A 24,230-nucleotide genomic window follows, 5' to 3' on the forward strand; every position below is an offset into this window, starting at 1 on the left:
GAACCTTTTTGTGTGTTAGTGAAATTATTAAATTTTAATGTTAACTATGTTCAAATGATGGGTGAAAGATGTTTGATTTTAATGAAGAACTGAAAAAGCTGCCCGCAAAACCGGGCGTATATATTATGCGCGATATGAAAGATACAATTATCTATGTAGGAAAAGCCATTAACCTGCATAGCCGTGTCAGATCTTATTTCCGTAAAAATATTGGCCGCGGGCCGCAAATAGATAAAATGGTGACACAGATCGACCGGTTTGAGTATATTATTACCGATTCTGAGTTGGAAGCACTTGTGCTTGAGAATAACCTGATTAAGGAGTACAGTCCCCGTTACAATACGATGCTTAAGGATGATAAAACCTATCCTTATATTAAAGTAACGGTGGCAGAACCGTTCCCACGGATACTTTTTTCCAGGGAAATGAAGAAGGATAAATCCCGCTATTTCGGCCCTTATACGAGTGCGGCGGCTGTTAAGGATACCATTGATTTAATTAATAAGCTTTATCTGTTAAGAACCTGTAACAGAAACCTCCCGAAGGATTGTGGAAAGGAACGCCCTTGTTTAAATTATCATATTAAGCAATGTGCGGGCCCCTGTCAGGCATATGTGACTCAGGAAGAGTATCGGGCACAAGTGGAAAAGGCGCTGGACTTTTTAAATGGGAATTATAAGCCCATTCTAAAGGATCTGGAGGGAAAAATGCAGGAGGCTTCCGAGAATATGGAATTCGAAGAAGCGGTAAAATATAGGGATCTGTATAATAGTGTGAAGCAGGTGGCGCAGAAACAGAAGATTACGGATAGCTATGGAGAGGATAAGGATATTATAGCCCTTGCTCTGGATGAAAACGATGCGGTAGTTCAAGTATTTTTTATCCGAAACGGGAAACTAATAGGAAGAGAACATTTCTATATGACACATGTGTCAGGGAGTAGTAAATCACAAGTGCTTCTCGATTTCGTGAAGCAATTTTATGCAGGAACCCCCTTTATCCCCAAGGAGCTGATGCTGCAGGAAGATATCGAGGATATTGAGATATTGGAAAAGTGGCTGACAGCCAGAAGGGGCAGTCGCGTATATCTTCGAGTGCCGAAAAAGGGCGCCAAGGAGAAGTTGGTGGAACTGGCAGCGAAGAATGCTGCTCTCGTATTAAGCCAGGACAGGGAGAAAATTAAAAGAGAAGAAGGAAGAACGATCGGTGCGGTAAAGGAAATCTCTTCCTTAATCGGCGTAGAAGGGATTCAACGCATGGAGGCATATGATATTTCCAATATTAGCGGCTTTGCTAACGTGGGATCCATGATTGTGTATGAAAAGGGAAAACCCAAACGCAGCGATTATCGTAAGTTCAGAATTAAGTCGGTATCCGGTCCGGATGATTATGCATGTATGAAAGAGGTGCTTACCAGGCGCTTTGTTCATGGTATGGAGGAACAGAAGGAACTTACGATGAAGGAGATGGAGAAAGAATTCGGCAGCTTCACGAAATTCCCCGATTTGATTCTTATGGATGGTGGAAAGGGGCAAGTAAATATTGCCTTGGAAGTGCTGAACGAGCTTCATATTTCTATTCCTGTCTGTGGTATGGTAAAGGACGATAATCACAGAACGAGAGGACTGTATTACAATAATGCAGAAATTCCTATTGACAGAAACTCGGAAGGATTTAAACTGATTACGAGAGTACAGGATGAAGCGCACCGCTTCGCCATAGAATATCATCGTTCTCTCCGCGGCAAATCTCAGGTCAAATCGGTGTTGGACGATATACCGGGTGTGGGTCCTACGAGAAGGAAGGCACTGATGCGCCATTTCAAATCCATCGAGGAGATTAAAGAGGCCGATGCGAAGAGGCTTTCTCAGGTGCCGGAGATTCCTTTGCATATTGCAGAAGGCATTTATGAGTTTTTTCATCAGGAGGAAACGGAGTAAGGCTTTTTCCCTTTCGTTGATTGATATTGTACAATTTCTATGTTAAAATTTATAAAATATTAAGTATCGGAAGAGAAGTCTGCTTTTGCAGGGTAAAGGGATGGATTTTCATAAAGCAATTTTTGCTTTTGTAACAGTGAGGGAATCGAACTGTTACATTGTTACTGTGAAGGTACTGAACAGTTAGGTACGATATAAAAAGACTAACTATTAAAAGTCAAGTCCCAAAGTGATATTTTTTGAATGAATTGCAGAAATGCATTTCAGATAGATAATAAACTGGAAATTATTCAATGAACATTGAAAACTGCATGACAAATAGAGCATCTTTATAGGTGCTCAAAAAGGAGATGTTCATATATCAAAACTAAGCTGCTTTTAGATAAAGCTGCCCTGATTTTTCCAGTTGATAAATCACTCTGACCAGTTTTTTTGTAGCATGGGAAAGTGCAACATTGTAGTGTTTCCCTTCGGAGCGTTTCTTCTCCAAGTAGATAGCAAAGGTTGGATCCCAATGGCAGACATACTTTGTTGCATTATATAAGGCATAGCGAAGATAGCGGGAGCCACGTTTTTCCATATGGGAATACGATGATTCTAACTGCCCTGATTGGTAGGTAGAAGGAGACATTCCGGCATAAGCAAGAATTTTATCTGGAGAGTCAAATCTACTAAAATCGCCGATTTCGGCAATAATCATGGCACCCATGCGATAGCTGATACCAGGAATCGTTAAGATTGGTGAATGGATACTGTCCATTATGGACTTGATTTCAGCTTCGATTTCATCAATCTCAGCAGAGATTTCCTGAATGAGCTTGAGGGTATGCTTTAGTTCCAAAGACTTAGCAGGCATATGAGAGCCAATCGAAGACCTTGCAGCTTCACGAAAAAGGATAGCAGTATCTTTTCCGTAGCGTCCTTTTGAAGCAGTAGACAAGAGGTTCGTTAGCCTTGTAAGGTGTGAATCAGCAATGGCAGATGCACTTGGAAATTCAGCCAGTAACGCATAAACAGATGTCATATGAAGGGTAGGAACAAGTTTCTCCAGCTCTGGAAAGAGGATTGTTACAAGACGTGAAACCGAGGATTTCAGTTTTGCCCGTTCTTTCACTTTATCAAAACGATAACGGGTTAGTGACTTAAGTTCCTCATTATGATAAGATGTGTCTGAGTAGGACTTTAAGTTCACATCAGACATGAGCATTGTAGCAATCGTATGGGCATCAACTTTATCCGTTTTCGTCTTTCTAAGGCTTAGACTTTTTCTGTAAAGATTGGTATGTAACGGATTGATAACAAAGGTGGTCAGACCTTTATCAAGAAGATATCCCAAGATGTTATAACTGTAGTGTCCAGTGGCTTCTAGCCCTACTTTTACTTTGGTTAAATCATCGGTAACGGATGCGATCTTCTGATAGAGCTCATCAAAACCATCCCGGTTGTTTGGAATGGTAAAAGCTTTAAAAAGCACTTCACCCTCTGAGTTCGTGATAAAGCAATCATGCTTATCCTTGGCAACATCAATTCCTGCGTAAATCATAGCAATACTCCTTTGAAATGTATTTGACACTGTTTGGAACCCACTGGTACTCTCTGCGATTGTAACCTCGTTCTAAATAAACCGTCATGCGGTATCTAACTGATTAACAAATATACAAAGAGACTGTGGTCGGAGCCTTTCTAAAACCATCAATGTGGTAGGAGATGGTAACCAATCCACAGTATCTCCAACAGTATATCATACTGTTTTGTATAGCATACAGTCCTTGGAGAGGGACTATAAACACTACTACTATATAATACGAGGAGAAGGTTATGGCAAGTGTAAGTTTAAAAGAGATTATTGAAAAGATGAAGCTCGAAAATCTAACGCCGGAACTGGATATTTCTAAGATGAAAATCACGCAGCCCGACATCAATAGGCCGGCATTGCAGATGGCCGGTTATTTCGAGCATTTTGAGGCGACGAGACTGCAGATTATCGGATTTGTGGAATACACATACATGCAGGGGCTGACTCAGGAATATAAAGAAGAGGTGTACAATAAGCTTCTTTCCTGTGATATTCCGGTCATTGTATTTTGTCGCGAGTTACAGCCGGATCCTTTCTTTTTACAGGTTGCGCTGGAGCATGAAGTGCCGATCCTTATGACGAAGAAGGCAACTTCTTCTTTTACTGCGGAAATTATCCGCTGGTTGAACGTGAAGCTCGCGCCGTGTATTTCTGTTCATGGTGTGCTCGTTGACGTATATGGAGAAGGCGTGCTGATTACGGGTGAAAGCGGTATCGGTAAATCGGAAGCAGCGCTTGAACTCATTAAAAGAGGACATCGTCTGGTAACGGATGACGTGGTGGAGATAAGAAAGGTGAGCGATGATACCTTAATTGGTTCGGCACCTGATATTACGAAGCATTTCATCGAGTTAAGAGGAATCGGTATTGTGGATATCAAGTCTCTGTTCGGTATATCCAGTGTAAAGGATACCCAGAGCATCGATCTCGTAATTAAGTTGGAAGATTGGGATAAAGATAAGGAATATGATAGATTAGGACTGGAGGAGGAATATACGGAATATCTTGGTAACAAGATAGTATGCCATAATATCCCGATTAGACCCGGCCGTAACCTGGCGATTATCTGTGAATCGGCGGCAGTTAACCACAGACAGAAGAAGATGGGTTATAACGCAGCTCAGGAATTGTATACACGTGTACAGAATTCTCTTGCAAGACGCAGAGAAGAGGATGAGGACGAATAAAAGCAACAGTGAGGGTCTGAAAGGTTACGAATAGTTATTACGAATAAAGAGAAAAGGGAAGGAATCATTGTAAGATGAGTAAGTATGTATTTGGAGTAGACGTGGGGGGAACCTCGGTAAAAATGGGATTGTTCGACAAAGAAGGAAATATTTTGGATAAATGGGAGATTCCCACGAGAACGGAAGACGGCGGTAAAAATATTCTTCCCGATGTAGCAAAGAGCATTCAAAGTAAGATGAAGGAAAAGGGAATAGAGAAAGAAGAGGTAATCGGCGCAGGCCTGGGAGCCCCCGGCCCTATCGATGCAGAAGGAACGGTATATGGAGCTGTTAATCTGGGATGGGAGACGTTCAGCATTCGCGATACGTTAGCGCAGCTTCTGGATATTCATGTGAAAGCCGGAAACGATGCCAATGTAGCGGCTCTCGGAGAGATGTGGAAGGGCGGCGGCAAGGGCTTTAAGAATCTGGTAGCGGTTACCTTGGGAACCGGAGTCGGTGGAGGAATTATTGTCAATGGTGAGATTCTCACAGGTGCCAGCGGTGCCGGGGGAGAGATCGGACACATTCACGTACAGGATGGAGAAACGGAAGTATGCGGCTGCGGTAATACCGGATGTCTGGAAGAATATGCTTCTGCTACCGGTGTCGTAAGGCTGGCAAGGCGCGCCCTGGAGGCATCTTCGGAACCCAGTTTATTGAGAAAGCGTCCGGTGGAGCTGCTTTCTGCAAAGGCGGTGTTCGATGCAGTGAAGGAAAAGGACGCATTGGCGATTCAGATTGCAGAGCAGTTCGGTGAATACCTGGGCAAAGGACTCGGTGTCATTGCAGGGGTGGTTAATCCGGAGATCTTTGTAATCGGAGGCGGTGTATCCAAAGCAGGGGATATTTTATTCGATTTCATTAAACCATATTTCGATAAAACTGTATTTAAAGGCTGTAAGAATGTAGAGTTCGCATTAGCGACGCTTGGAAACGATGCCGGGATTTATGGTGCAGCTAAGTTAGTATTGGAATAAGACGGTGTGAAATTACATACCATAATAGAAAACAGGCAGGGATTTTAAGGTGAATTCATCAATTTACAATTATATGGAGCAATTGGTTCCGCAAGAAGACATATTACTCGATGAACCCATGAGTAAACATACCACTTTTCGTGTGGGTGGAAATGCGAAATGTCTAATAAAAATAACGAGGAAAGAACAATTGCTAAAGCTGGTGCCTATTTTACAGGCGACAGGACAGGATTACTTCATTCTGGGGAACGGCAGCAACCTGCTTGTAGGAGACAAAGGTTATTCTGGGATTATAGTCAAGCTGGGCAGCGAAATGGGGGATATTTCTATAGAAGGAGAACGACTGCGGGCTCCGGCAGGGATCCTTATTTCCAAGGCAGCGAAAGTAGCTCTTGAGTATGAACTGACGGGAATGGAATTCGCTTCGGGAATTCCGGGTACGGTAGGCGGAGGTATTGTAATGAATGCCGGAGCCTATGGCGGAGAGATGAGCAATATTATTGAATCTGTGGAAGTGATGAATCTAAGCGGAGAGATTCTCGTACTCGATAACAATACGATGGAATTCGGGTATCGTACAAGTGTAATTAAGAATCGTCCATTTATTGTTACGGAAGCAGTATTTAAGCTTACAAAAGGTAATAAAGAAGAAATACGCAGTAAGATGGAAGAGTTGGCGGTAAGCCGTAGAGAAAAGCAGCCTCTGGAGTATGGAAGTGCGGGAAGTACTTTCAAGCGTCCCGAAGGGAATTTTGCAGGAAAGCTTATTATGGAGGCGGGGCTTCGGGGGTATACCATAGGAGGTGCTATGGTATCCGATAAGCACTGTGGATTTATCGTGAATACCGGAAATGCCTGTGCTTTGGATGTACGTAACTTGATAGAAGCCGTTCAGGAGAGGGTGAAGGAGAATTCCGGTATCATGCTCGAGCGGGAAGTTATTTATCTGGGAGAGTTCTAGGTTACTATTCACAGCTTCGCTGTGATCAGTAACGGGATGCACACAAAATGCGATAGAACCGCATTTTGGCACCTGCAGCACTCGCAAAATCGCATAGAGAAGCAATTTTGACTTCGCGGAATAGTAGTTGTGAATAGTGACAGTTCTAGTACAGCGAAGCCAGGGGGTACTGAACTATTACCGAATACGGAGGAAAAAGCATATGAGATTCGTGGTAGTGACCGGAATGAGCGGCGGTGGAAAGAGAACGGCTCTTAAAATGCTGGAAGATTCAGGCTTTTACTGTGTGGATAATCTGCCCGTTCCTTTGATAGAAAAGTTTGTGGAATTAATTGCCACCCCTAATTCAGAAATCAATAAGGTAGCGCTCGGGTTGGATGTTCGTTCAGATCAGCCTTTTGAAGAGGCGTGGAAGACCCTTGAGAAACTGAAGAATAACGGATATGTATATGAAATCCTTTTCATGGATGCAGCAGAATCTGTTCTGGTAAAGCGCTATAAGGAGTCCAGAAGAATGCATCCTCTCTCGCCGGAAGGGCGGGTGGAGGACGGCATCCATAAGGAAAAGGATATTTTAAAATCGGTAAAAGAACATGCGGATTATGTAATAGATACATCGAAGTTATTGACGAGGGAACTGAAAGAGGAAGTGGACCGCATTTTCGTAATGAATGAGGAATATAACAGCCTTATGGTCACCATTCTTTCCTTCGGCTTTAAGAATGGTATTCCGGCAGATGCTGATTTAGTGTTTGATGTCCGATTCTTACCGAATCCGTTCTATATTGATGACTTGAAGCATCAGACGGGGAATGATAAGGCGGTACAAGATTACGTAATGGCCTTTCCTGAGTCAGGGGAATTCCTGCAGAAGCTGGAAGATATGGTTCGCTTTTTGATTCCTAACTATGTGAAGGAAGGGAAATACCAACTTGTCATAGGAATTGGTTGTACGGGCGGCAAACATAGAAGTGTTACTTTGGCTAACGAACTGTACAAGCGTATGAAGAACCAAGGAAATTATGGACTTAAAATTCACCATAGAGATGAGAAGCAGGGAGTATAACATGTCTTTTTCCTCAGAAGTAAAAGAAGAATTGGCTAAAATCATCAACTCCTCCAGACATTGTCAATTAGCAGAGCTAGCGGCAATTATATGCTTTTATGGGAAAGTGGAGAATGATGGTATTGAAGAAAAAAGGCTTTGCCTTCAGACAGAAAATGAGGCACTTATCAGAAAGGTCTTTACATTATTAAAGAAAACATTTAATATAGATACTGATATTGTCCAGGAATCCATTGCCGGGGAGTGTCGCAGTCATACATATATCACATTACTTTATGGAACGAAAGCAGTTGACAAAGTTCTTCAAGCTGTTAAAATGTATGATGAAAAGGGAATCGAAGAGGCTCAGATGAACGGGGTGAACCCTCTGTTGATTAAGAGTGCCTGTTGCAAAAGGGCATTTTTAAGAGGAGTGTTTCTTTGTACAGGTTCTATGAGCGATCCTGAGAAGAGCTATCATCTGGAGTTCGTTTGTTCCCATGAAGAACAGGCTGAGTATTTGCAGGCGCTAATACAGAGTTTCCAGGTGGAAGCTAAGATTGTAATAAGAAAGAAATACTATGTAGTGTATCTGAAAGAGGGTGCAGGCATAGTGGATCTGTTAAATGTAATGGAGGCTCATGTTTCCTTAATGAATTTCGAAAATTATCGAATTATAAAGGAAATGCGCAATTCCATCAACCGGAAAGTGAATTGTGAGACGGCTAATATTACCAAGACAGTTAACGCATCATCTAAGCAGATAGAGGATATCCTCCTGATTAAAGAGCGTTATGGATTTATGAATCTACCGGACAGCATTAGGGAGGCAGCAGAGATAAGATTGGAGTATCCGGACGCAACATTAAAGGAGCTGGGACAAATCTTAGACCCTCCGGTTGGGAAATCGGGGATGAACCATAGACTTAGGAAATTAAGTGAGCTTGCTGACAGGCTTAGAAGTTAAAAAGGAGGAGACATTATGATTGAAAAGGTTATGAAGATTCAGTTGCCGACGGGGTTGGAGGCAAGACCGGTCGCGGTATTGGTACAGGTGGCGAGTAAGCATGCTTGTTCCGTGTACATCGAGTCCGAAGGTAAAAAGGTGAATGCGAAGAGTATTATGGGAATGATGAGCTTGGGCCTTGACAGTGGTGAGATAGTTACCGTTATTGCTGATGGACAGGATGAACATCAGGCTGTAGCAGATATTGAAGAATATTTATTAAAAGGAAAAGTAAGCTGATTATAATAGAACGGAGCATCCCTGGATGCTCCGATTTTGCTTATTCTATAGGAAAGACCTTGTTTCATTAAAGTATAAAAGTATTAATCCTATAGAATAAAAGCACTCCGTGCAGGATGCGCAGCTACGCGCGCGGAACAAAAGCTGTGTTACCAAGTTGTTCGGGAGACTTTTGATACATGAATTCTAATAGGAAAATACTCATAATTATAGAAGTATAAAAATCGGAATGGACAGGGGAATGAAGATATGGCAGATAAGGAAATGTTATTCGTATATAACCCCCGTGCGGGAAAGGCTAAGATTAAAAATAAGCTTCAGGATATCATAGAGGTGTTCGTGAAAGGGGGATATGAGGTTACTGTATATCCGACCCAGCACGAAGGAGATGCGATAGGAGTCGTCCAAAATAAGAAGGACAGATATGATATCGTCGTATGCTGCGGAGGAGACGGAACGCTGGACGAAGTGGTGAATGGAATGGTTCTGTGTGAAAAGAAGGTTCCTATCGGATATATCCCCGCAGGCAGCACTAACGATTTCGCGAGTAGCTTGGGGATACCTAAAGATATGGTAAAAGCAGCCCGGCTCATTGTAGAGGGAAAGGACTATGCCTGCGATATCGGTGCGTTCAATAAAGAATGCTTCGTTTATATTGCAGCTTTTGGCATCTTCACAGAGGTATCCTATGAGACAAGTCAGGATATTAAAAATGTGTTGGGGCATATGGCATACATTCTGGAGGGGATGAAGAGAATTCCTAATATCAGATCATATCGCCTTAAGATCCGTCATGGGGATACCGTAATAGAGGATGAGTTTATCTTCGGTATGGTAACTAATTCCACCTCTGTGGGAGGCTTCAAAAGGATTACCGGCAAATATGTAGAGCTGAACGACGGTGAATTTGAAGTGACGCTAATTAAGATGCCGAAGAATCCGCTGGAGCTGAATAATACGTTGACGGCACTTCTGAGCCGCAATATCCATGCGGACTATATGTACTGTTTCAAAACCTCGCAGGTGACGTTCGAATCCGATGATGAAATTGCATGGACTTTGGATGGAGAGTTCGGCGGTAATCATAAAGAAGTGAACATTAATAATATGAAACAAGCGGTAAAAATAAGAATTCCTTATAAATAAACGCCATTTTCCTTATTTTGCACATTTTTTATAGCTTTATTATTTCTTTTTTCTTGGGAATGGAGTATAATGAGTTCGATGAATTTGATAAATTTATTATATGGAGGTAAATAAAATGTTAGTTTCAGCTACAGAAATGCTTCAAAAAGCAAAAGCCGGCCATTATGCAGTCGGACAGTTCAACATCAACAATCTTGAGTGGACAAAGGCAATTCTTTTGACAGCTCAGGAGAATAACTCTCCCGTTATTCTCGGTGTATCCGAAGGTGCCGGAAAATATATGGGTGGATATGATACAGTAGTTGGTATGGTTAATGGTTTACTCAAAGGCCTTAACATCACAGTTCCCGTAGCTCTTCACTTAGATCACGGCAGCTATGATCACTGCTACAAATGTATCGAAGCTGGTTTCTCATCTGTAATGTTCGATGGTTCTCACTATCCGATCGAAGAGAACGTGGAGAAAACAAGAGAATTAGTAGCAGCATCCCACGCTAAGGGTGTTTCTATCGAAGCGGAAGTTGGTTCTATCGGTGGAGAAGAAGATGGCGTAGTAGGAGCAGGTGAATGTGCAGATCCTAATGAATGTAAAGCAGTTGCTGACCTCGGTGTAGATTTCCTCGCAGCAGGTATCGGCAATATTCACGGAAAATATCCTGAAAATTGGCAGGGACTTTCTTTCGAAACATTGGATGCAATCCAGCAGTTAACAGGGGACATGCCTCTTGTTCTTCATGGCGGTACAGGTATCCCGGCTGATATGATTCAGAAAGCAATCTCCCTCGGCGTTGCTAAGATCAACGTTAACACAGAATGCCAATTATCCTTTGCAGCAGCAACTCGTAAATATATCGAAGAAGGAAAAGACTTACAGGGTAAAGGATTTGATCCTCGTAAGCTTCTTGGTCCGGGCTTCGATGCAATTAAAGCGACTGTTAAAGAAAAAATGGAACTGTTTGGTTCTGTAAACAAAGCTTAAAAAACAAGCTTAACTTAAAAAACAAGCTTAACTTAAAAAACAAGCTTAGCTTAAAAAAACAAGAGTGTGCGAACACTCTTGTTCTTTTATTTATAAGAATAAAAAAATCCCTGAAAAGGGAGGATGCCAAGTAAAGTTTTGCTTTACTTGGCACTTATTATGAAAAAGTTATTTAATAAATCAATTAACTGTTATTGGCTTTTTGTTCTTGCTGTATCTTATATTAGTATTATAGCCTGAAGAAATGTCTAAAGAATGTTGTTAAATTGAAGTTTCTTTAAAATAAATATGAATAAAATATGAACGAGACGGCACACAAGTGCCTATCTCGTCCGACAATTTCAGCAGTATGAAATTAAAAATCAGAGAATTTAACAAATAGTATCTAAATTTTCTGAGGTTCCGGATAGGTTTCTCCGAAGGTTTCGACAGTAACTGTCTTAATCACCTGAGGTTCAAGAGGACGATCGGAATGGTCGGTGTTGGTCTCGGCAATTTTGTTCACGAATTCAAGACCTTCTGTCACCTTGCCGAATGCGGCATAAGAACCATCCAGGTGAGGAGAATTCTTGTGCATAATAAAGAACTGTGAACCTGCAGAGTTAGGATTCATGCTTCTTGCCATGGAGAGAACACCTTCTGTATGCTTTAAGTTATTTTCCACTCCATTTTGTGAGAATTCGCCTTTGATGCTGTAGCCGGGGCCACCCATACCGGTTCCTTCCGGATCGCCGCCTTGAATCATAAATCCGCGGATCACTCGATGGAAGATGAGTCCGTCATAGAAATTCTTGTTAATTAAGCTAATAAAGTTATTAACGCTTTCCGGTGCGAGTTCAGGATATAATTCTGCTTTGATCACGTCACCGTTTTCCATTGTAAATGTAACAACAGGATTTTGTGCCATTGTTTTACTTCCCTTCTGCAATAATTTGTTTTATGATATTTCTATAATGTATTTTAACCCATTCTAAGCGGATAGTAAATAGGAGTGTGAATAGCAAGAAAAGAGGGGGAGATGTTAAAGGAAATAGTTTTTGTTATTGCGGATGAAGGTCAGGCTCGAGCTGCAGAAGTAATGAGAAGAAATTTCGCTGAAGAAGAGCGGCGGTGGAAAGAGAATATAAAAATAGTGCCTTATTATGAAGAAGCGGAAGGATGCGGCGAGGTAAGCCGTACCGACTGCTTAAAAGAGGAAGCCTTGTTTATAACGGATACGGAAAAGGCATTGGAAGAATTGAAAAGAGATGGAAAATATGTGATTGCACTTTTGCATGAAGAAAATAAAGAACAAAACTTGTCCGGTGTATCTTATGCAGTTACGGATATTGCGGAGCTTACGCCGGATTCTCTTCTTATGGTCTATAAACGCCTAAAGGGAGAACCATGGGAGATTCTGGAGACGACAAGATGTTTGATCAGGGAGATGACAGTAGAAGACGTGGATGAATTTTATAAAATTTATGCGGAGCCATCCATTACTTGTTATATGGATCCGTTGTTTGAAGAAACTAAGCAGGAGAGGGAGTACGTAAGCGAGTATATTGAGAAGATCTATGGCTTCTATGGATATGGACTTTGGAGTGTAGTGGAAAAGAAAGAGCATAAGGTAATAGGGCGTGCCGGAATTAGTTGGAGGGAAGGTTACGATATTCCTGAGCTGGGATTCGTTATCGCAGTTCCTTATCAGCGTCAAGGGTATGCCTATGAGGTGTGTACAGCCATCCTCGAGTATGGAAAAGAGGAGTTGCAGTTTGATAAGATACAGGCCCTTGTTAAGAATGGGAATACGGCTTCCGTGCTTCTTTGTGAGAAGTTAGGAATGAAGTGGTATGATACGGTGTCCGATGGAGAGAGCGTATATGAAAGATATGTAACAAGTTTCCTATAGAATAAATAAAACGCCTCCTGACATAAGTGCATCAGGAAGCGTTAGGGGGTCTTATTTTCTTTCCAAAACGATGGTTTCAAACGGTCGTAGAAGCAATTGCTTCTCTTGGCTTTTGATATCTTCATAGTTGCCGAGAAGATATTTGTAATGACTGAGTTCCAACTTACTCGTATCCAGAGTAAGTGATTCGCCGCTTAAGTTATTCAAGACGAGCAATTCTTCCGTTTCGTTTTGTCTTCGATAGGCGAAGAGATTTATTTCTTCTTCGGGAAGGAATTCGATTCTTCCATCAGCGATAACGCTCTTTTCTTTGCGGAGCTGAATAAGTTTTTTGTAATACTTAAGGATGGAATCCTCATCTTCTATTTCTGATTCCACATTAATGCTTTTATAGTTGCCGGTCACGCCGATCCAAGGTTGTGATTCGGAGAATCCGGCGTGTTTTCCGTCGGACCATTGCATTGGTGTACGGCTGTTATCTCTCGACCTTGCCGCGAGTATTTGCAGGGCCTCTTCTTTCGATTTGCCCTTATGAAGCAGTATTTCGTAATAATTCAAGCTTTCTACATCGCGGTATTGTGAGATATCGCTAAAATAAGAATTTGTCATTCCCAATTCTTCTCCTTGATAAATATATGGAGTGCCGCGCAGAAGATGGATAGTAGTAGCTAATAGCTTAGCGGATTCCTTCCAATAATTCTTATCATCACCAAGGCGGGAAACGATACGGGGCTGGTCGTGATTGCACCAGAATACTGCGTTCCAACCGCCGTTATCCTGCATTCCAAGCTGCCATTGTTTGAAGAGTTCTTTCAAGCTATGAATATCGGGAGGCATCAATTCCCATTTCTCCCCATTCTTATAATCTATCTTAAGATGGTGGAAGTTAAAGCACATGGATAATTCTTTTTCTGCCGGATTAGAATAGCGGATGCAGTTGTCGATGGAGGTAGAAGACATTTCGCCTACAGTAACGATATCCTTCATTTCGGCATCTTCCATTAATTCCTTTAAAAATTCGTGAACCAGAGGGCCGTCGGTATAGAACCTTCTTCCATCCCCTTCCATATCATTTTCAAAGACCTTCGGCTTAGAAATAAGATTAATAACATCAAAGCGGAATCCTTTGATTCCCTTCTCTTTCCAGAAGCGTAATATGGATTTCAATTCTTCGCGTACTTTCGGGTTTTCCCAATTTAAATCTGCCTGGGTGGAATCGAAAAGGTGAAGATACCATTTCCCCAGATGAGGAACATATTCCCACGTAGGACCACCGAACTTGGATTCCCAATTGGTGGGAAGATACTGCGGGTCGCCATCCTTGAAAATGTAGTAATCGATATATTCTTTTTCTCCCTTTAAGGCGCGTTGGAACCACTCGTGCTGTGTCGAGGTATGATTGAATACCATATCCAGCATTAAGCCGATACCGCGCTTGTCCGCTTCCTCTATTAACTCATCCAAGTCTTCCATAGTTCCGAAGACAGGATCGATGCTGCGGTAGTCCGCAACATCGTATCCGTTATCATTCTGTGGAGATACGAAGAATGGTGTCATCCATATGTAATCGACGCCCAGATACTTCAAGTAGTCCAGCTTCTCTATAATTCCACGCAAGTCACCGATACCGTCGCCATTGGAATCCATAAAGGATTTCGGATATATCTGATAGATGACTTTATTGTGAAAGTTTGTCATGAATAGTTACCTCCCGATTCCTTTTCTCTTGCCGATAATAGTAGTGAGTACGAATGGTACAGCGATGGCTACCAACATGCTGATAGCAAATGTCAGCATATATCGGGGCTGAATGGAAAGGATTCCCGGGATACCGCCTACACCGATAGAGTTGGCGGTCGTACTGGTAGCTACACAGATAATCGCTGCTAAAGCAGAGCCGATCATACCGCAAATAAAAGGGAACATATATTTTAAGTTTACACCGAACATTGCAGGTTCTGTGACTCCCAGATAACAGGAGATGCAAGAAGGAATGTTTATTTCCTGAGCCTGAGCATTTTTCTTCTGCAAAAACATCATTCCAAGAACTGCCGAACCCTGGGCGATATTGGAAAGGGCGATCATCGGCCAGAGCATCGTTCCGTTATAATCCGCAATAAGCTGTAAGTCGATAGCATTGGTCATATGGTGCAGACCGGTAATAACCAAGGGTGCATATACGAAGCCGAAAATTGCGCCGAAGATAACTCTTACGGGGCCTGTAATGCCGGCATATACAACGCTGGAAATTACAGAGCCAATCTTCCAGCCGATCGGGCCGAGTACAAAATGTGCTGCCATAACCGAGAGTACGAGAGCAAGGAATGGTACTACGATCATGGAAATGGCTTGCGGCGTAATCTTTCTGAAGAATTTCTCCAAATAAACGAGGGTAAAGGCTGCCAGGATTGCAGGAATAACTTGTGCCTGATAACCGATCATATTAACTTGAATAAATCCGAAGTTCCATACAGGAATGTCTGCGGCAGCGGTGGAAGCCACTCCGTAAGCGTTCAGTAGCTGGCCGGATACAAGGGTAAGGCCGAGAACGATTCCGAGAATCTGTGTGGTTCCCATCTTCCGTGTCACAGACCAGCAGATGCCTACAGGAAGCATATGGAATACGGCTTCGCCGATCAACCAGAGGAAATGATCGATGCCTGCCCAGAACTGGCTGATATCGCATAAGGTCTTCGTTCCGTTTTCAAAAAGATATAAGCTGTCAATACAGTTGCGGAAGCCCAGGATCAGACCGCCGACAATAATAGCCGGGATAAGAGGGGCGAAGATTTCTGCAATGGCTGTAACAGCTCTTTGCAATGCATTTTGATTCTGCTTGGCGGCCTGTTTCACATCGTCTTTGGAGACTCCTTCCACTCCGGCAACTACTGTGAAATCATTGTAGAAATCGGCAACAGTATTACCTATAATAACTTGGAACTGTCCTGACTGTGTGAAGCTGCCCTTTACTACTTTCATAGCTTCGATAGCTTTCACATCTGCCTTGGAAGGGTCGTTCAACACGAAACGCATACGTGTCATACAGTGTGATACTGCTGAAATATTTTCCTTCCCACCGACTAGATTCAATAGTTCTTTTGCGTCTTGTTCATACTTACCCATAAATTTCCTCCTTGATACTTGTTTAAACAAGTGGTTCATAAACTATTTATACCATACTTGTTTAAACAAGTCAACAATAAATTTATAATTATTTTATAATTTCTTTATATTTTATACTCTACTTTGTAGAACTGCTGATTATATAGTAATAGGAGAAGGGCGATAAGCAAAGCATTTCTTGACATCTTGCAGTTATGATTTATAATAGCTTTTGTAATCGTTTCCAGGAAAAGGAGAGGGATAAACTTATGCCAAAGGCTATATTTCAAACGATATATAAAGATTTGAAGCTGAAGATAGAAGCTCAAAAATATGAGTTTCAACAATTCCTTCCCTCCGAGAATATGTTGGTGGAAACTTATGGATGTTCCAGAAACACGGTGAGAAGAGCGTTGGCTATGCTGGCGGAGGAAGGATATGTACAGTCGATTCATGGAATCGGCGTGCGCGTTATCTACCAGCAGGTGCAGCCCACAGCCTTTACCATTGGGGGAATTGAATCCTTGAAGGAATCGGCAATTCGCAATGGATACGAGTATTCCACTGAAGTAGTGCAGTTTGCGGAGTTTGTGGCGGATAAACGTATCAATGCGAAGACAGGATTCGCGATAGGTTGTGAGTTATATTATATTCAGCGTGTGAGATATTTAGATGGGAAAGCGCTTATTTTTGACATTAATACTTTCCTGAAATCTGCGGTTCCGGGACTTACGAAGGAGATTGCAGCTCATTCCATCTATGATTATATTGAAGAGACGCTCGGTATGTCGATCGTGACGAGTAAAAGAACGATGACAGTAGAGCGTGTGACAGAAATTGATGAGAAATATCTGAATTTAAACGATTTTAATTGTTTGGCGGTGATAAGCAGCCACACCTATAATTCGGATGGTGAGATGTTCGAGTATACGCAATCGAGACATAGACCTGATTATTTCTGCTTCCAGGATACTGCCACCAGGAAGAAAGTATAATATTATACTGCGCCGAGCAAAGCGAGTGTGAAAAAAAACATACCGTGGCCGCTTGCGGACAAGGTATGACTTGTATTCATGAACTTGTATTACTTTTTCAGTATTTATTGACTAATTATTCTAAACTGATATAATAAAAGTTAGATTATTTTATTATAATCTAAAATATAAAACACATGGAGAGCATTATGCTGCATATTAAAACGTTAGATGAAGGATTGGAAATTTTCAAAGCATTAGGCTCGGAGGTGCGGATAGAAATTATTAAAATTCTATTAGAGAATCATGGAATGAACATGAACGAGCTTGCGAGCAAGTTGAATATTACCAACGGAGCGTTGACAAGTCATATAAAGAAACTGGAAGACTGTGGACTGATTGCGGTAACGAGCGAATCGCGGGGACATGGGAATCAGAAGAAATGTTCCGTGCATTTGGATAAAATATTAATTGATATGGATTCGCAGGAGGACTTTAAGAATGTATATCAGACAGACTTGAAGGTTGGGCATTTTTCTGATTATAAGGTATTTCCCACTTGTGGATTGGCATCCAATACTACTATTATCGGAGAAGTGGATGATACCCGTTATTTTGCGCATCCGGACAGGTATAATGCGGATATTCTCTGGTTTACAAGGGGGTATGTGGAATACGTCATTCCTAACTTTATTCCTTTCGACCAGAAAATCGACCAGATAACTATTTCTTTGGAAATTGGTTCAGAGGCGCCGGGAGTAAATGACGTATGGCCTTCTGATGTTTCTTTTATATTAAATGATAGAAAAGTAGCTACATGGACCAGCCCTGGAGACTTCGGTAATGTAAGGGGTATCTTCACTCCGGATTGGTGGTATCCGAACTGGAATCAGTATGGGCTTTTGAAGATTCTTGTTATTAATAAAGACGGTACCTTTATTGATGGGCTTCAAGTATCGGATGTTTCCACGAAGGACTTCGCTTTTGATTATCGTAGCACGATGAAGTTGAAGTTAGCGGTGGAAGATGGAGCGAAGCATGTGGGAGGTCTTACTATCTTCGGAAAAAGCTTCGGCAATTACAATCAGGATATTTCTGTACGAATTAATTACAGCCCGATCAATCATGAACAGCAAGTGTTGAAAGAAGAACCTGCACAAGAAATCCATAAAATGCTAAACTAATAAGTTAATAAATTAGTAAACTAATGAGTAACTGTGAAGGTACTGAAAGTTACACTAATAAAATAATAACAAGACTCCCCCGTAGCGTGAGCTGTTCTGTCGGATAGACAGGAAGCATATCGCTGTGGGGGAGTTTTTGTAGTTATGTTGTTTATTGGTTATTTGCCGAACCTGATTACGTTCCAGGAGCATTTCTTCATTGTCGTGGTGAAGATGCCGTTCTCTAACTGGTAGTCGGTCTTGTTATGAGGGGTAACTTTTTCACCGGTAATGGAATTGGCTACTTTCATATCGTCATTTTCAAGAGCGATGTATTCGAGTACACGGTAGCCTTCAAAACATCTTACATCTGCTTCGAAGATAGCGTCCTCTTTCACGCTGCGGTTTACTGCGAAAATAGTCACTTCCTCTTTTTCTTCGTTGTGCACAGCGATAGATTCTATGTCTGTGACATCTTCGTGTGTCTTACTGTCGTGTTTTGTAGAGTTCACGATACTGCGAAGTGCCACGCCGCGTCCGTATTTGGATGCGTGAAGGAAAGGATAGTAGATGCTCTGTTTCCATGCACCGCCATCGTTTTCCGTCATAATCGGCGCAATTACATTTACAAGTTGTGCGAGACAAGCCATTTTCAGACGATCCGCGTGCTTCAGGAAGCTAATAAGAATGAGTCCGACGAGAATCGCATCCTCAAAGCTGTAGATATCTTCGAGTAAGTGGGGAGCGATTTGCCACGGGCGGGTTTTCATTTCTTCGTTGTCGCTTTCGATGGAATGGAACCATACATTCCATTCATCAAAACTTAAATTCAAAGTCTTATTGCTGCGTTTCTTTGCTTTGATGTAGTCGCAAGTAGCGATAACTGTATGAATAAAACGTTCCAAATCCTGTGTTTTAGCAAAGAAGTCTTCGGTATCGTTCTCTGAATTGCCGTAATAGTTATGGAGAGATATATAATCGACATAGTCATAGGTCTCTTCCAGAGATACCGCTTCCCATTCGGGGAAAGTAGGCATTTCCACGTTAGAGCTTCCGCAGGAAACGAGTTCGATAGAATCATCCATGGTTTTCATAGCTTTTGCAGTCTCGGCAGCCAGTCTTCCGTATTCCAATGCTGTCTTGTGTCCCATCTGCCAAGGGCCGTCCATTTCATTTCCGAGGCACCATGTCTTGATGTTATATGGCTTCTCTGCACCGTGGCTTTTTCTGAGGTTGCTGTAATGGGTATTGGTGTCCAGATTGCAATACTCCAATAAGTTCAAAGCATCGGAGATGCCGCGTGTCCCAAGATTGATCGCCATCATAATATCGGAGCCGGCTTTCTCAGACCATCTTGCGAATTCTTCGAGGCCGAATTCGTTCGTTTCCAATGTGCGCCACGCGAGATCTAAGCGAGGTTTTCGTTGATCCTTAGGTCCGACGCTGTCTTCCCAATAGAAGTTGGATACGAAGTTGCCTCCCGGATAGCGAATGATGGGAACTTCCAGATCCTTTACGAGCTCCAGTACATCCTTGCGGAATCCTTCTTCGTCAGCGCTCGCATGACCGGGTTGATAGATACCGTTATAAACGGCGCGTCCGAGATGTTCGATGAAGGAACCGTACACTCTTTTGTCGATTTCCGCAATTTTGAAATCTTTGTCAATAATCATTTTTGCTTTTGCCATTATTTTCTCCTCCTTTTAAAAAATAAATGCTGATAGAGCATTGTTTTGTGTTATTTTAGTTTATTTTAAGCAGGGCCTGACCTGCTGTGATTATAACATGTTCATAATTTGTAGTAAATAGGAAAAGGGGTGTAATGGTAAATTAATTTTAATAAATACAAAAAAATAAAAAATATTTTGTGTAGTATTTATGAAAAATATAAAAATATGGGTTGATTTATATGTATAAATTTAATATAATTTAGATACAGATAAAATAATTTAAAATATAATAAATAAGAGAGGGAATCTAAAGAATGGGAAAACGGGATAAAGAATCTATTTATAATAAGCCGTGGATATTGCAGAGGGCTGATCCCTATGTATACAAACATGAGGATGGAACCTATTATTTTACGGCATCCGTACCGGCCTATGACGGTATTGTCTTGCGTAGGGCGGATACGCTGATGAATTTAGCCCATGCTGAAGATGTAGAAGTGTGGCACAAACACGAAGAAGGGCCTATGAGCTATCATATATGGGCTCCTGAGCTGCATTATATAAATGGAGCATGGTATCTCTACTTTGCAGGCGGTGAGAAGGATGCGGTGTGGAATATCCGTCCTTATGTGCTTGAATGCAAAGATGCGGACCCTCTGACAGGTACTTGGGTGGAAAAGGGTAAAATGAGAAGAGCGGATAAAGATGAATTCTCCTTTGAAGCCTTTTCCTTAGATGCTACTGTTTTCGAAAATAAAGGAAGATACTACCATGTGTGGGCGGAGAAGGTAGGAGTAGGAAAGCAGATATCCAATCTTTATATTGCGGAAATGGAGACGCCTTATAAGTTAAAGACGGTGCAAGTGCTTCTGACCACACCGGATTATGAGTGGGAAAGAGTTGGGTTCTGGGTGAATGAAGGTGCAGCAGTTATTAAGAAGAATGGTAAGGTATTCCTGACCTATTCCGCGTCGGAGACGGGAATTGCTTACTGCATAGGCATGCTGACGGCGGATGAGAATGCAGATCTGCTGGACCCTCTTTCTTGGAAGAAGGAAAGATATCCTATGCTGCAGACAAAGGAAGAAATAGGGATATATGGACCGGGACACAACAGCTTTACCACCGATGATGAAGGCAATGATATTCTCGTGTACCATGCGAGAACGGAGAGGGAAATCGTAGGCAACCCACTTTATAACCCTAATCGACACGCTATGCTTATGAAGATACGCTGGGATGAGCAGGGAAGGCCGGTTTTTAATTATGATGAATAGAATGAGGTATAGAAAGCAGTTTATTTCCCTTGCTTTGCTTGTGTCTGTGATGGCGGGATGCGGACAGGCACCTAAGGCGGCGGATGACTTCGAGAATATTCCTTTACAATCGAAGAAGGAAGAGGCAATTTCTTTTAAAAATGTCTCGGTACATGATCCATCAGTAGTAAAGTATGAAGGAACCTATTATATCTTCGGTTCTCATCTGGCAGGAGCGAAGAGTGATAATCTGATGGATTGGACGATGATAGGTAATGGAGTGACGAAGGGGAATCCTATCATACCGGATGCTATGAATGAGATGCCGGAAGCTTTCGAGTGGGCGAAGACGAATACCTTCTGGGCACCGGATGTGATACAGCTTGAAGATGGTAGATTTTACATGTATTATTGTACCTGCGAAGGCAGTTCTCCGCTTTCCAGCATGGGATTGGCAGTTTCTGATCATATAGAAGGCCCTTATAAAGATTTGGGGATTTTCCTGAAATCGGGTATGGTAGGCGAGCCAAGTGAAGAAGGCGATACCTATGATGCCACAAGGCAGCCTAACGTAATAGATCCTCACGTGTTTTATGATGCAGAGGGACGGTTATGGATGGTATATGGTTCTTACTCCGGAGGAATCTTTATTTTGGAGTTGGATAAGACAACGGGTCTTCCATTGGAGGCCGGGTATGGGAAGCAATTGCTGGGAGGAAACCATCTAAGAATTGAGGGAGCATATATTCAGTATAATCCTGAAACGGAATATTATTACATGTTCTTATCCTATGGGGGATTGGCTTCTGACGGGGCATACAACATAAGAGTTGCCCGGTCGAAGACTCCTGATGGCCCTTATTATGACAGTCAGGAAAATGATATGATAGAATGTGCGGGTCCGGCCGGCAGTTTTTTCGATGATAGGGCGGCGGAACTCTATGGTGTAAAGCTGATAGGTAATTATAAGTGGACGTGGCATGAAGGAGAAAAAGGGGAAAAGAGAAATGGTATCCTATCCCCCGGTCACAACTCTACTATTTATGATGAAGAAAGTGGTAAGTATTTCATTATTTTCCATGCTCGTTTCGAGAATAAGGGAGAGGGTCATGAGGTGCGCGTGCATCAGATGTTCTTCAATGAAGAAGGGTGGCCGGTCATCGCTCCTTATCGTTATGTAGGTGAGACACAGGGTGAATATGAAGTGAAGGATGTGGCAGGCATCTATAAGGTGATCAAGCATGGCAGACAGATTACGACTCAGATGAAAGAATCGGTGGATATAACACTTTATTCCGATGGAAGAGTGAGCGGTGCCTATACGGGAAGCTGGGAGCTTGCAGATGGAAATAAGCTGAAGCTTACTCTTGGGGAGGAACGCTATGATGGTGTTCTGAGTAGACAGTACGACGAATTCGGAGAGAAGTATGTAATGGGATTTTCTGTTTTGTCGAAGGAAGGTGTGGCAGTATGGGGCAGCGGCTTGGCAGCAATAGAATAATGACGATAAACACAACTTTGAAAGGAGAAGGAGAATGGCTAAGTTATTTATCAATGAGAAAAATAAGAAGGGGCGCATTAAGGCTGAAATTTATGGGCATTTTGCGGAGCATCTCGGAAGATGTATTTATGAGGGGCTGTATGTAGGAGAGGATTCTGAGATTCCAAATGTGAATGGGATGCGCAAGGACGTAGTCGATGCGTTGAAAGAAATGCAGATTCCGCTTCTTCGCTGGCCGGGCGGCTGCTTTGCCGATGAATATCATTGGAAAGACGGTATTGGGCCGAAGGAGACGAGGAAGAAGATGATCAATACGCATTGGGGAGGCGTAGTGGAAGATAATAGCTTCGGTACTCATGAATTCTTTGAGTTGTGTGAGCAGCTCGGATGTAAGACTTATGTGAATGGCAATGTGGGAAGCGGCACCGTTCAGGAGATGAGCGAATGGGTGGAATATATGACCTTTGACGGAGTATCTCCTATGGCAGACTTGCGGAAGCAAAATGGACGTGAGAAGGCTTGGAAGGTCGATTATTTCGGAGTGGGTAACGAGAACTGGGGATGCGGAGGCAGTATGACGCCGGAATACTATGCGAATCTCTATCGCCGCTTCCAGACTTATGTAAGACAGTACAATGCGGATAAGCCCATTAAGAAAATATGCGGCGGTGCCAATGTGGCAGATTACTTCTGGACAGAAGATGTTCTTAAGACTTGCTTCGCTCCCCCTCATCCGGATTTTGCCCACGGCTATATGGATGGCCTGTCTCTTCATTATTATGTACATCCGGAAGGCTGGGAGATTAAGGGTAGTGCCACGGAGTTTGACGATAAGGTGTGGTATAAGACCTTGGCGAAGGCGAAATACATGGAAGAACTGGTAGAGCGCCATGGTGCTATTATGGATCAGTATGACCCGGACAAGAAAATCGGAATGATTGTAGATGAATGGGGATGTTGGTTCAGCGTGGAGCCGGGTACGAATCCTGGATTCCTTTATCAGCAAAGTACAATGAGAGATGCGTTAGTAGCGGGTGTCACATTGGATATTTTCAACAAGCATTGTGATAGGGTGCAAATGGCATGTATCGCACAGATGATAAATGTACTTCAATCGGTAGTGTTGACGGAGGGAGAGAAGATGGTTCTTACTCCTACCTATCACGTATTTCATATGTATAAACATCATCAGGATGCAGATCTTGTTGAAAGTTTCGTGGAAGGGAATAAGACCATTGGTGTGGGAGAGGAGTATCAAGTACCTCTTTTGAGCGAATCAGTATCTGTTGATAAGGAAGGTTATGTGAATATTACGATTAATAATCTGTCTGTTTCTGAAAATGTACCGGTGGAAGTGGCATTTGCAGAACTGACTCCTTCCGAGATCGAAGCATCTGTGCTCACACAGGAGATGCGTGCGCATAATACCTTCGAAGACCCGGAGAAGGTAAAAGAGGAAGAACTTACCGATTTCGTCGTTGAAGATAGGAAGATTAAGTTCACCGCTCCTGCATGTAGCGTTGTTAGCTTCCGCGTAAGGTAAACATGAAGTAACTGAACAGTTACAGCATGAG

19 protein-coding genes and 1 pseudogene are annotated in these 24,230 nt (G+C 42.4%); 15 read left to right on the plus strand and 5 right to left on the minus strand.

Annotated elements, in window-relative coordinates:
* The first annotated feature begins 68 nt into the window (after positions 1 to 68).
* The gene (gene uvrC, locus RBB56_RS11520; protein ID WP_306719102.1) at positions 69 to 1,940 is read left to right on the plus strand and encodes an excinuclease ABC subunit UvrC; all 1,872 of its coding nucleotides are present in this window, start codon (positions 69 to 71) and stop codon (positions 1,938 to 1,940) included.
* Positions 1,941 to 2,307: 367 nt separating this feature from the next.
* Here the strand turns inward: uvrC and RBB56_RS11525 are convergent, their stop codons facing one another.
* Positions 2,308 to 3,483 (minus strand): IS110 family transposase, encoded by a 1,176-nt coding sequence (locus RBB56_RS11525; RefSeq protein ID WP_306719103.1) that lies wholly within the window; start codon positions 3,481 to 3,483, stop codon positions 2,308 to 2,310.
* Between the two features lie 275 nt (positions 3,484 to 3,758).
* Here RBB56_RS11525 and hprK point away from each other — a divergent pair, with 275 nt between their 5' ends.
* The 8 genes from hprK (at position 3,759) to fba (ending at position 11,099) form a co-directional block, all read left to right on the plus strand.
* Positions 3,759 to 4,703, plus strand: a complete 945-nt coding sequence (gene hprK / locus RBB56_RS11530) for an HPr(Ser) kinase/phosphatase (RefSeq protein ID WP_306719104.1) — start codon at positions 3,759 to 3,761, stop codon at positions 4,701 to 4,703.
* A gap of 74 nt (positions 4,704 to 4,777) precedes the next feature.
* The gene (locus tag RBB56_RS11535; protein WP_306719105.1) at positions 4,778 to 5,722 is read left to right on the plus strand and encodes an ROK family glucokinase; all 945 of its coding nucleotides are present in this window, start codon (positions 4,778 to 4,780) and stop codon (positions 5,720 to 5,722) included.
* A gap of 49 nt (positions 5,723 to 5,771) precedes the next feature.
* Positions 5,772 to 6,683, plus strand: a complete 912-nt coding sequence (murB, locus tag RBB56_RS11540; protein WP_306719106.1) for a UDP-N-acetylmuramate dehydrogenase — start codon at positions 5,772 to 5,774, stop codon at positions 6,681 to 6,683.
* A gap of 202 nt (positions 6,684 to 6,885) precedes the next feature.
* The gene (gene rapZ / locus RBB56_RS11545; RefSeq protein WP_306719107.1) at positions 6,886 to 7,749 is read left to right on the plus strand and encodes an RNase adapter RapZ; all 864 of its coding nucleotides are present in this window, start codon (positions 6,886 to 6,888) and stop codon (positions 7,747 to 7,749) included.
* Between the two features lies 1 nt (position 7,750).
* The gene (gene whiA / locus RBB56_RS11550) at positions 7,751 to 8,695 is read left to right on the plus strand and encodes a DNA-binding protein WhiA (protein WP_306722139.1); all 945 of its coding nucleotides are present in this window, start codon (positions 7,751 to 7,753) and stop codon (positions 8,693 to 8,695) included.
* Positions 8,696 to 8,710: 15 nt separating this feature from the next.
* Entirely contained in the window at positions 8,711 to 8,974 is a 264-nt protein-coding gene (locus RBB56_RS11555) for an HPr family phosphocarrier protein (protein WP_306719108.1), read from the plus strand.
* A gap of 249 nt (positions 8,975 to 9,223) precedes the next feature.
* Positions 9,224 to 10,120 carry a diacylglycerol/lipid kinase family protein gene (locus RBB56_RS11560; protein WP_306719109.1) on the plus strand — a complete coding sequence of 299 codons (897 nt, stop codon included), beginning with the start codon at positions 9,224 to 9,226 and terminating at the stop codon, positions 10,118 to 10,120.
* 115 nt (positions 10,121 to 10,235) lie between these two features.
* On the plus strand, positions 10,236 to 11,099 hold the full coding sequence (fba, locus tag RBB56_RS11565) for a class II fructose-1,6-bisphosphate aldolase (RefSeq protein WP_306719110.1): 864 nt from the start codon (positions 10,236 to 10,238) through the stop codon (positions 11,097 to 11,099).
* A 385-nt stretch (positions 11,100 to 11,484) separates the two neighbouring features.
* On the opposite strand, the gene RBB56_RS11570 is transcribed toward fba, so the two are convergent.
* Positions 11,485 to 12,006 (minus strand): peptidylprolyl isomerase, encoded by a 522-nt coding sequence (locus RBB56_RS11570; RefSeq protein ID WP_306719111.1) that lies wholly within the window; start codon positions 12,004 to 12,006, stop codon positions 11,485 to 11,487.
* Positions 12,007 to 12,117: 111 nt separating this feature from the next.
* On the opposite strand from RBB56_RS11570, the gene RBB56_RS11575 reads away from it, so the two are divergent.
* Positions 12,118 to 12,990 carry a GNAT family N-acetyltransferase gene (locus tag RBB56_RS11575; RefSeq protein WP_306719112.1) on the plus strand — a complete coding sequence of 291 codons (873 nt, stop codon included), beginning with the start codon at positions 12,118 to 12,120 and terminating at the stop codon, positions 12,988 to 12,990.
* 51 nt (positions 12,991 to 13,041) lie between these two features.
* Here the strand turns inward: RBB56_RS11575 and treC are convergent, their stop codons facing one another.
* A complete protein-coding gene (gene treC / locus RBB56_RS11580; RefSeq protein WP_306719113.1) occupies positions 13,042 to 14,688 on the minus strand; it encodes an alpha,alpha-phosphotrehalase in 1,647 nt (548 codons plus the stop codon).
* A 21-nt stretch (positions 14,689 to 14,709) separates the two neighbouring features.
* Positions 14,710 to 16,113, minus strand: a pseudogene (gene treP / locus RBB56_RS11585) (PTS system trehalose-specific EIIBC component); the annotation flags it as partial.
* A gap of 248 nt (positions 16,114 to 16,361) precedes the next feature.
* Between treP and treR the strand changes: the two are divergent.
* Positions 16,362 to 17,087, plus strand: a complete 726-nt coding sequence (treR, locus tag RBB56_RS11590; RefSeq protein WP_306722140.1) for a trehalose operon repressor — start codon at positions 16,362 to 16,364, stop codon at positions 17,085 to 17,087.
* 188 nt (positions 17,088 to 17,275) lie between these two features.
* Positions 17,276 to 18,250: an ArsR/SmtB family transcription factor gene (locus RBB56_RS11595; RefSeq protein WP_306719114.1), complete on the plus strand. Its 975-nt coding sequence runs from the start codon at positions 17,276 to 17,278 to the stop codon at positions 18,248 to 18,250.
* A gap of 158 nt (positions 18,251 to 18,408) precedes the next feature.
* On the opposite strand, the gene arfA is transcribed toward RBB56_RS11595, so the two are convergent.
* The gene (arfA, locus tag RBB56_RS11600) at positions 18,409 to 19,917 is read right to left on the minus strand and encodes an arabinosylfuranosidase ArfA (RefSeq protein WP_306719116.1); all 1,509 of its coding nucleotides are present in this window, start codon (positions 19,915 to 19,917) and stop codon (positions 18,409 to 18,411) included.
* A 296-nt stretch (positions 19,918 to 20,213) separates the two neighbouring features.
* Here arfA and RBB56_RS11605 point away from each other — a divergent pair, with 296 nt between their 5' ends.
* The 3 genes from RBB56_RS11605 to RBB56_RS11615 are packed head-to-tail and all read left to right on the plus strand — an operon-like array spanning position 20,214 to position 24,199.
* On the plus strand, positions 20,214 to 21,176 hold the full coding sequence (locus RBB56_RS11605) for a glycoside hydrolase family 43 protein (protein WP_306719117.1): 963 nt from the start codon (positions 20,214 to 20,216) through the stop codon (positions 21,174 to 21,176).
* Positions 21,166 to 22,656: a glycoside hydrolase family 43 protein gene (locus RBB56_RS11610; protein WP_306719118.1), complete on the plus strand. Its 1,491-nt coding sequence runs from the start codon at positions 21,166 to 21,168 to the stop codon at positions 22,654 to 22,656. Before RBB56_RS11605 ends, RBB56_RS11610 begins: the two co-directional genes overlap by 11 nt.
* Before the next feature lie 34 nt (positions 22,657 to 22,690).
* Entirely contained in the window at positions 22,691 to 24,199 is a 1,509-nt protein-coding gene (locus RBB56_RS11615) for an alpha-N-arabinofuranosidase (RefSeq protein WP_306719119.1), read from the plus strand.
* The last annotated feature ends 31 nt before the right edge of the window (positions 24,200 to 24,230 follow it).

Origin of the sequence: Kineothrix sp. MB12-C1 (assembly GCF_030863805.1) — a bacterium.
In the GTDB taxonomy this organism is placed as follows: Bacteria; Bacillota; Clostridia; order Lachnospirales; family Lachnospiraceae; genus Kineothrix.

Coding starts and splice junctions, on each gene's coding strand:
- uvrC (WP_306719102.1), top strand. CDS start 69: ATGTTTGATTTTAATGAAGAACTGAAAAAGCTGCCCGCAAAACCGGGC.
- RBB56_RS11525 (WP_306719103.1), bottom strand. CDS start 3,483: ATGATTTACGCAGGAATTGATGTTGCCAAGGATAAGCATGATTGCTTT.
- hprK (WP_306719104.1), top strand. CDS start 3,759: ATGGCAAGTGTAAGTTTAAAAGAGATTATTGAAAAGATGAAGCTCGAA.
- RBB56_RS11535 (WP_306719105.1), top strand. CDS start 4,778: ATGAGTAAGTATGTATTTGGAGTAGACGTGGGGGGAACCTCGGTAAAA.
- rapZ (WP_306719107.1), top strand. CDS start 6,886: ATGAGATTCGTGGTAGTGACCGGAATGAGCGGCGGTGGAAAGAGAACG.
- whiA (WP_306722139.1), top strand. CDS start 7,751: ATGTCTTTTTCCTCAGAAGTAAAAGAAGAATTGGCTAAAATCATCAAC.
- RBB56_RS11555 (WP_306719108.1), top strand. CDS start 8,711: ATGATTGAAAAGGTTATGAAGATTCAGTTGCCGACGGGGTTGGAGGCA.
- RBB56_RS11560 (WP_306719109.1), top strand. CDS start 9,224: ATGGCAGATAAGGAAATGTTATTCGTATATAACCCCCGTGCGGGAAAG.
- fba (WP_306719110.1), top strand. CDS start 10,236: ATGTTAGTTTCAGCTACAGAAATGCTTCAAAAAGCAAAAGCCGGCCAT.
- RBB56_RS11570 (WP_306719111.1), bottom strand. CDS start 12,006: ATGGCACAAAATCCTGTTGTTACATTTACAATGGAAAACGGTGACGTG.
- RBB56_RS11575 (WP_306719112.1), top strand. CDS start 12,118: ATGTTAAAGGAAATAGTTTTTGTTATTGCGGATGAAGGTCAGGCTCGA.
- treC (WP_306719113.1), bottom strand. CDS start 14,688: ATGACAAACTTTCACAATAAAGTCATCTATCAGATATATCCGAAATCC.
- treR (WP_306722140.1), top strand. CDS start 16,362: ATGCCAAAGGCTATATTTCAAACGATATATAAAGATTTGAAGCTGAAG.
- RBB56_RS11595 (WP_306719114.1), top strand. CDS start 17,276: ATGCTGCATATTAAAACGTTAGATGAAGGATTGGAAATTTTCAAAGCA.
- arfA (WP_306719116.1), bottom strand. CDS start 19,917: ATGGCAAAAGCAAAAATGATTATTGACAAAGATTTCAAAATTGCGGAA.
- RBB56_RS11605 (WP_306719117.1), top strand. CDS start 20,214: ATGGGAAAACGGGATAAAGAATCTATTTATAATAAGCCGTGGATATTG.
- RBB56_RS11610 (WP_306719118.1), top strand. CDS start 21,166: ATGATGAATAGAATGAGGTATAGAAAGCAGTTTATTTCCCTTGCTTTG.
- RBB56_RS11615 (WP_306719119.1), top strand. CDS start 22,691: ATGGCTAAGTTATTTATCAATGAGAAAAATAAGAAGGGGCGCATTAAG.